This is a genomic window from Tranquillimonas alkanivorans (assembly GCF_900115595.1).
GTDB lineage: Bacteria > Pseudomonadota > Alphaproteobacteria > Rhodobacterales > Rhodobacteraceae > Tranquillimonas > Tranquillimonas alkanivorans.
Genome location: NZ_FOXA01000058.1, coordinates 1 through 6,719, shown reverse-complemented (window position 1 = coordinate 6,719; position 6,719 = coordinate 1). Strand labels below are relative to the sequence as shown.

At 67.3% G+C, this 6,719-nt stretch carries 7 protein-coding genes; all 7 read right to left on the bottom strand.

Annotated elements, in window-relative coordinates; all coding sequences use genetic code 11:
* Positions 1-95 precede the first annotated feature (95 nt).
* Positions 96-1,148 carry a type II glyceraldehyde-3-phosphate dehydrogenase gene (locus BM162_RS21865; RefSeq protein WP_093425949.1) on the bottom strand — a complete coding sequence of 351 codons (1,053 nt, stop codon included), beginning with the start codon at positions 1,146-1,148 and terminating at the stop codon, positions 96-98.
* Positions 1,149-1,152: 4 nt separating this feature from the next.
* Positions 1,153-2,187, bottom strand: a complete 1,035-nt coding sequence (locus BM162_RS21860; RefSeq protein WP_093425947.1) for a hydroxyacid dehydrogenase — start codon at positions 2,185-2,187, stop codon at positions 1,153-1,155.
* Positions 2,184-4,259 carry a glycogen debranching protein GlgX gene (gene glgX / locus BM162_RS21855; RefSeq protein WP_093425945.1) on the bottom strand — a complete coding sequence of 692 codons (2,076 nt, stop codon included), beginning with the start codon at positions 4,257-4,259 and terminating at the stop codon, positions 2,184-2,186. The genes BM162_RS21860 and glgX overlap by 4 nt, the downstream gene beginning before the upstream one ends.
* A gap of 50 nt (positions 4,260-4,309) precedes the next feature.
* Positions 4,310-4,636, bottom strand: coding sequence for a hypothetical protein (locus BM162_RS21850; protein WP_143096299.1), 327 nt, complete (start codon positions 4,634-4,636; stop codon positions 4,310-4,312).
* A complete protein-coding gene (locus tag BM162_RS21845) occupies positions 4,633-5,280 on the bottom strand; it encodes a methyltransferase family protein (protein WP_093425942.1) in 648 nt (215 codons plus the stop codon). Before BM162_RS21845 ends, BM162_RS21850 begins: the two co-directional genes overlap by 4 nt.
* Positions 5,277-5,504, bottom strand: coding sequence for a DUF2933 domain-containing protein (locus BM162_RS21840; protein WP_093425940.1), 228 nt, complete (start codon positions 5,502-5,504; stop codon positions 5,277-5,279). Before BM162_RS21840 ends, BM162_RS21845 begins: the two co-directional genes overlap by 4 nt.
* A gap of 16 nt (positions 5,505-5,520) precedes the next feature.
* Positions 5,521-6,719: heavy metal translocating P-type ATPase (locus tag BM162_RS21835; protein ID WP_143096298.1), on the bottom strand; the 1,199-nt coding region annotated here is incomplete at its 5' end.

The window sequence follows — 6,719 nt, the reverse complement described above, 5'->3', positions numbered from 1 at the left end:
TCCGGAATAAGTGTGCATCTCGGGGCGCAACGCCATCTCCATAGAGAAGTAGGCGATGCGCGGCCGCGACAGGAACAGGTCGATCGAAGCCGCGCTCATCCGCCCGACGCCTCGGCCACCGCGCCGATCCCGAGGGATCGGTTCGTGGCGGCGATCGAGCGCGCGGCGTCGCGCTCGCGTCCGGTGAGCGCCCGGATGGCGTCGATCGTCTCGGGGATAACGATCGCCTGGTTGTCGACCATGTAGGCGTAGAAGAGCTCGTCGCCCTCGACCTTCAGCATGTCGGCCCAGAGCGCGACCTCGTAGAGGTTTTCGTGCGGGCGCCCGAGGTCGGCCATCATCTCCTTGACCACGTTGATCGCCGACAGACCGTCGCCGAGCTCGATCAGCGCGATCCGCGACGAGGCACGGAACGCATCGAGCACTTCCGCCTTGACCGCCTCCCGCGTCAGCTGAACCGTCCAGTAGTGCAGGTGCGCCAACGTCTCAGGGACCTTCACCGCCATCGTCACCACGTCGAGCCCGGGGTCGACGCTCTTCGCATCGGGACCTTGGTGGCTCGGGATCTCGGGCTCGGGGGCGAGCGTGTTCATGATGCCGCCGAGATGGCTCTCCCAAGGGTCGGTGGCGCGCCGGAGCAGCGTGCCTCGGGCGCGTCGTAGGAGCCCGGCACGCTTGAGCGCGGTCAGCGTGCGCACCGTCGAGGTCGTGTTGCACGAGACGACGCGCGTGCAGTCGCGGCCGATGGCGCTCTCGTAGTTTGACTCGGCGACGAAGGAGTGGCCGGTGACTTCGTGCTTCTCGCCACCCTGAAGGATGAAGTTCGTCCCTCTTTGCCGGTAGGTCTCGACGTTCTTCGCGGCCACCTTCTTCGGCGTGCAGTCGACAATCACGTCGACGTCCCCGAGCAGGTCACTGAGCGTGCCGGCGACATCGAACCCGGCCTCGCGCATGGCTTCGGTGTGTTCGTCAGCCGATGCGTAGAGCAGGTAGCCTTTGCGTGCCGCCATCCTCAGCCGCCAGTCTGCGGTGATGTCGGCAACGCCGGCCAGTTCCATGTCGTCCTGGGCGGTCACCGCGTCCGCTACGCGCTTGCCGATGACCCCGTAGCCGTTCACCGCAACGCGAATGCTCGATTGTCCGGCCATGATTCTACTCCTTGCTGCTTGAGGTGGCCGCAACCGGCGCCGCCACCAGATTCTGCGGTCGGCCTTCCGCGAAGGCTCGGATGTTCTCGACCGTAGTCTCGGCGATCCGCTGCACCGCCTCGCGCGTGTTGAAGGCGCTGTGGGGCGTCACGATGACGTTCTTCATGCGTAGCAGCACATGGTTGGCGACGAGGTCGCGCAGGTCGTGCTGCTCGCAGAAGATCGAGCAGATCAGCTCCGCCTCCTCTCGGATAAGCGGCTCGTCGGGCAGCACGTCGAGACCCGCCGCCGCTACCTTGCCGCTGGTCAGGGCCTGGATCAGTGCGCGGGTATCAATCAGGTCGCCGCGCGCCGTGTTGATGACCACGACGCCGTCCTTCATCTGCTCGAAGGCCGTCGCCGACAGCATGTGGCGCGTCTCGGGCAGCGACGGCACGTTGAGGCTGATGACGTCCGCCTCGCCGTAGAGACCGGCGAGGTCCGTGTAGTGGAACCCGAGCTCGGCCGCGAGCCGCGACTGCGGCGTGGCGTCGTGCGCCAGTACCCGCATCTGGAAGCCGCGGGCGATGCGGATCACATGTTGGCCGATCCGACCTGTTCCGATCACGCCCAGCGTCCGACCTGCGAGGTCGAAGCCCTGCAGCCCCTCGGGCGAGAAATGCCCGTGCTGCGCCCGCTCCATCGCCTCAGGCAGGCGGTGGCTGATCGCGAGCAGCAGCGCGAAGACGTGCTCGGCCACGGTGTTCTCGCCATAGCTCGGCACGTTCGCCACCGCGATCCGGTGCGATGCACAGTAATCGAGGTCGATGTGGTCGAACCCGGTCGAGCGGGTGGCGATCAGCCTGAGTGCCGGCATTTGCTCCAGCACCTGCCGGTCGAGCCGGGAGAAGATGAACGTGGAGACGACCTCGGCATCGGCATGCGCGAGCGCCGTCTCGCGGTCCAGCGCCTGCTGGACGTGCGCGACCTCGTGCGCGGGCTTCAGTGCATCGAACACCGGCTCTTCGCGCGGCTCGATCTCGAACAGGGCCACCTTCATTCGCTGCTCCTCGGGTTCTGCTTCTGCGACGGCGTAGGGTCGGAGCCCTCCCGATCGGGTCGACCTGCGCAAAGAAGGGCCATCGTACGCGGTGCGAGCTGGCAACGGCCATCCTTCGGCGACAACGTGCGCGACGATGGAAGGTCTTCCGGCGGCCGCCGTCCGGTGTCGACGAAAACCCGCCAGCTGCTACCATCGGCATTGCTGGGGAGTTGGAACTGCGCCGGATCGCCGCCGGAATTGAAGAGGAGGCACAGCTCCGGGGTCTCCGGCGCCTGCGCCGAATTGACGACGACGCCCAGCGTCAGGGCAGGGTTGTCCCAGTCGGGCGGGAGGCCATCGCAGTCGAACCAGGTCAGGTCCGCGTCGCTGTAGAAACGGTCCGACCTGAGCGCCGGGTGCCGCTGCCGGATCGCGATGAGCCCCCGGACGAACCGGACCAGATCCGCGTTCCTCTCGACAAGGCCCCAGTCGAACCAGGAGAGCTCGTTGTCCTGGCAATAGGCGTTGCTGTTGCCCTGCTGGGTGCGGCGGAACTCGTCGCCGCCGAGGATCATTGGCACGCCGCGCGACAGCAGGAGGGTGGCGAGCATGTTGCGCACCAGCTGCCCTCGAACGCCCTCGAAGCCTGGGTCGTCGGTCGGCCCCTCCACGCCCCAGTTGGCAGAGAACTCCTCGGCGGGACCGTCGCGGTTGGCCTCGCCGTTCGCCTCGTTGTGCTTGCGGGCGTAGCTGACGAGGTCGTTCAGCGTGAAGCCGTCGTGGCTGGTGACGAAGTTGATGCCGTTGACCGGCGTCTCGTCGCCCTTGAGGTAGAGGTCGGCGCTGCCGCAGAGGCGCGAGGCAAAGGCGCCGCGCGTCCCTGCGTCGCCGCGCCAGTAGCGGCGCACGTCGTCGCGGAAATGGCAGTTCCACTCGGCCCACCTCCGTCCGGGGAAGCGTCCGACCTGGAACGCGCCGCCGGCGTCCCACGCCTCGGCGATCAGCTTCACGTCCCGCAGGATCGGGTCCTCGGCGATGCGCTCGAGCAGCGGCGGATCGTCGAGGAGCCGCCCCTTAGTGTCGCGGCCGAGGACCGAGGCGAGGTCGAAGCGAAAGCCGTCGACCCGCATCTCGCCGGCCCAGTGGCGAAGGCAGTCGATGATGTGGTCGCGGACGACCGGATGTCCGCAGTTCACCGTGTTGCCGCAGCCGGTGAAGTCGAGGTAGCCGCCATTCCGGTCGAGCAGGTAGTAGATCCTGTTATCGAGGCCGCGGAAGCCGAACGTTGGCCCGTTCTCGCCTCCCTCTGAGGTGTGGTTGAAGACGACATCGAGGATCACCTCGATCCCAGCGCGATGCAGCTCGCGCACCATCGTCTTGAACTCGATCACTTGGCAACCGGGGAAGGCGCCGGTGCCGTAGGACTCCTTGGGCGCCCGAAACGAGACCGCGTCGTAGCCCCAGTAATTCGGTCGCCCGGGCCTTCCGCTGTCGAATTCCTGCACCGGCATGAGTTCGACAGCGGTGATGCCGAGCTCCTTGAGGTAGGGGATCCTCTCGATTACGCCGAGGAAGCCGCCGGCGTGGCGCACTCCCGACGAGGGATGCAACGTCAGCCCACGGACGTGGAGTTCATAGATGACGGTCTCCGACCACGTCCGCGCCGGGCGTGGGACGCCCTGCCAGTCGAACCGCCAGTCGACGAGCATTGAGCGCCATGACACCTCGGCGGCGATGCCGGGCCGCTCCGGTGCCACCCGGCGGGTCAGCGCGGTCGCGTTCGGGTCGATAAGTATCGCGGCTCCATCGAACCGGTGCCCCTCTTCCGGCGCCCAAGGCCCTCGCGCCCGCCAAGCATAGGTCTGGCCCCAGCCGATGCCGCTCACCAGCACGTGCCAGACGTCCCCTGTTCGGTGAACCTTCGGGCCGAGCTGAAAGACCACGGCAGGCTCGAGGGCATCCGGCGCGTCGAAGAGCAGCAAATCCATCGCCTCGGCGTGCCGGCTGAACACGGAGAAGTTGACACCATCGCAGCAGTCGCGAGCGCCGAGTGGTAGAGGCGTTCCGCTCTCGAACGTGATCCTCTCCATCGGGCGCAGCGAGGAGCCTGGGCCTCGGGCGACGGTCACGGCCACGTCTGTCACCGGAGCAGCGCCCAGCCGAGGCACGCCGCGAGGAGCGCGAGCCCGACCGAGCAGCCCCAGTAGAGGACGCGGCTCCACAAGGGCTCGCGCCCCTCGGCGCTGCGCTCGAGAGCGTGTTTCGCGATCGTGCCCCAGCCGTGGAGCGAGCCGCCCACCGGGATGACGAGCAGGGCGAACCCGGCGACGCTCTCCGCGACCAATGCACTGAGCCTGAAGCCGGGGAGCCCGGCCCCGGCGGAGGAGGCAAGGTCCGCACGCTTTCGCCGCTCCGTCACCACGTCCGTCGCCGGCAGGGCCGGCGTTCCCAGCGCCATGCATCTCATTGAGCCTCCAAAGGTAGCCTCCGTGGCACGAAGCGCGGCACCTTCGCGGCGTAGCGGCGCCAGGCGGGCCCGAACTCCGCCTCGGCCTCGCGCTCCTCGCTGCGGGCAAGACGGAGGTACATCCAGACCAGTACCGGGAACATCGCGAGGGTCAAAAGCGTCGGCCATTGCACCAGGAATCCGAGCAGCACGAGGACGAAGCCCACGTATTGCGGGTGGCGGACGTGAGCGTAGGGGCCGGTTGTCGCGAGCGTGGCGGTGCGCTGAGCGGCATAAAGAACGCGCCAAGCCGCGCCGATCAGCATGAATCCCGTCCCGATCAGGACGAAACTCAGCAGATGGAACGGCCCCAAATGCGGGTTGGCCTTCCAGCCGAAGAGCATCTCGAGCAGGTGGCCCGCATCGTGGGACAGCCAGTCGATTCCGGGATAGCGGCTCTGCAGCCAGCCCGAGAGCAGGTAGATCGTCAGCGGGAAGCCGTACATCTCGGTGAAGAGCGCAACGATGAAAGCGCTGAAGGCGCCGAACGAGCGCCAGTCCCGCGCCGAGTGCGGCTTGAAGAAGCTGAAGGCGAAGAGAATGAAGATCGCCGAGTTGACGATCACCAGGACCCAGAGGCCGTAAGCGGGGGCGGACTCGGTCATCTGTCACCTCCGCCGCCATGGCCGCCATGCCCGCCGTGCATGAAGAGGTGCATGACGAAGCAGCCGACCAGAAGCAGAACGGCAAATGCTTCGCCCGCGAAGAGGTGCACCCGGTGCTCCCAGCCGAGCAACAGCGCCGCCACGCCGAGGAAGACGAGAAAAGTGACGCCCGTCCTCGATTTCCAGAAGCTGCCTTTCGGCCCGTGCTCGTGGTGTTGGGTCATTGTCTTGCTCCGAAATTCAACTGTCCGTGAGACCGAGGGCGGCGATGTCCTTGCGCCGGCGCTCGAGCAGCTTGGCGTTGATCGCGACGACGACGGTACTGGCCGACATTAGTGCGGCGCCGACCGCGGGGGTCAGCACGACGCCCCAAGCATAGGCGACACCAGCGGCGAGGGGGATCGCGACCACGTTGTAGCCGGCGCCGAGGATGAAGTTCTCGATCATCTTGCGGTAGGTTGCGCGTGACAGCGCCAGGATGGCGGTGACGTCGCGCGGGTCGTTGCGGACCAGCACGATGTCGGCCGACTGCACTGCCACGTCTGTGCCGGCGCCGATGGCGATGCCGCAATCGGCCTGCACCAGCGCCGGCGCGTCGTTGACGCCGTCACCAACCATCGCCACAGAGAGGCCGCGGCCCTGCACCTCGCGCACCTTGGCCGCCTTCTGGTCGGGCAACACCTCAGCGAAGTAGTCGTCGAGGCCCAGTTCGGCGGCGACGCTTTTTGCCACCGCCCGGGCGTCGCCGGTCAGCATCATGCATTCGATGCCCATCTCCTTGAGCTTGGCGACCGCATCGCGCGACTCCTTGCGGACGATGTCGGCGAGCGCGACGGCGCCCACGAGGTCGTCGTCGACGAGGGTGTAGACGACCGTCTTGCCCTCTGCGCTGGCGCGCTCGACCTCCGGGTTCTCGACCGGGATCTCGCGACGGCGGAGGTAACCGGGACTGACTACCTTGACGTTGCGTCCGTCGACCACGGCCTCAGTGCCCTCGCCGGGCAGATTGCGGAAGTCCCGGACCGGCTTCATCGAAATGCCCTGATCCTCGGCTGACCGGACCACCCCGCGTGCGATCGGGTGCTCGGACTGGCTTTCGATCGCGGCGGCCCAGCCCAGCACCTCGTCGGCTGACATGTCGCCGAGTGGGATGACGTTCGCGACCCCGAAGCGGCCCTCGGTCAGCGTGCCGGTCTTGTCGAAGATCACTGCATCGAGCCCCCGCGCCCGCTCGAAGCTCGCACGGTCGCGGATCAGCAGTCCGCTCGTCGCGCTGAGCCGGGTACTCACGGCCACGACCAGCGGTACCGCAAGGCCCAGAGCGTGCGGACAGGCGATGACCAGAACCGTGACCGCGCGGGCGATGGCATACTCCACCGGAGCGCCCACCGACAACCAGACGACGAACGTGACCGTCCCGATCGCGAGGGCGGTGTAGG

What these genes read in the sequence shown, in the direction of transcription:
- BM162_RS21850 (WP_143096299.1), bottom strand. Translation starts at nt 4,636, where the DNA reads ATGAGATGCATGGCGCTGGGAACGCCGGCCCTGCCGGCGACGGACGTG.
- BM162_RS21860 (WP_093425947.1), bottom strand. Translation starts at nt 2,187, where the DNA reads ATGAAGGTGGCCCTGTTCGAGATCGAGCCGCGCGAAGAGCCGGTGTTC.
- BM162_RS21840 (WP_093425940.1), bottom strand. Translation starts at nt 5,504, where the DNA reads ATGACCCAACACCACGAGCACGGGCCGAAAGGCAGCTTCTGGAAATCG.
- glgX (WP_093425945.1), bottom strand. Translation starts at nt 4,259, where the DNA reads ATGGAGAGGATCACGTTCGAGAGCGGAACGCCTCTACCACTCGGCGCT.
- BM162_RS21845 (WP_093425942.1), bottom strand. Translation starts at nt 5,280, where the DNA reads ATGACCGAGTCCGCCCCCGCTTACGGCCTCTGGGTCCTGGTGATCGTC.
- BM162_RS21865 (WP_093425949.1), bottom strand. Translation starts at nt 1,148, where the DNA reads ATGGCCGGACAATCGAGCATTCGCGTTGCGGTGAACGGCTACGGGGTC.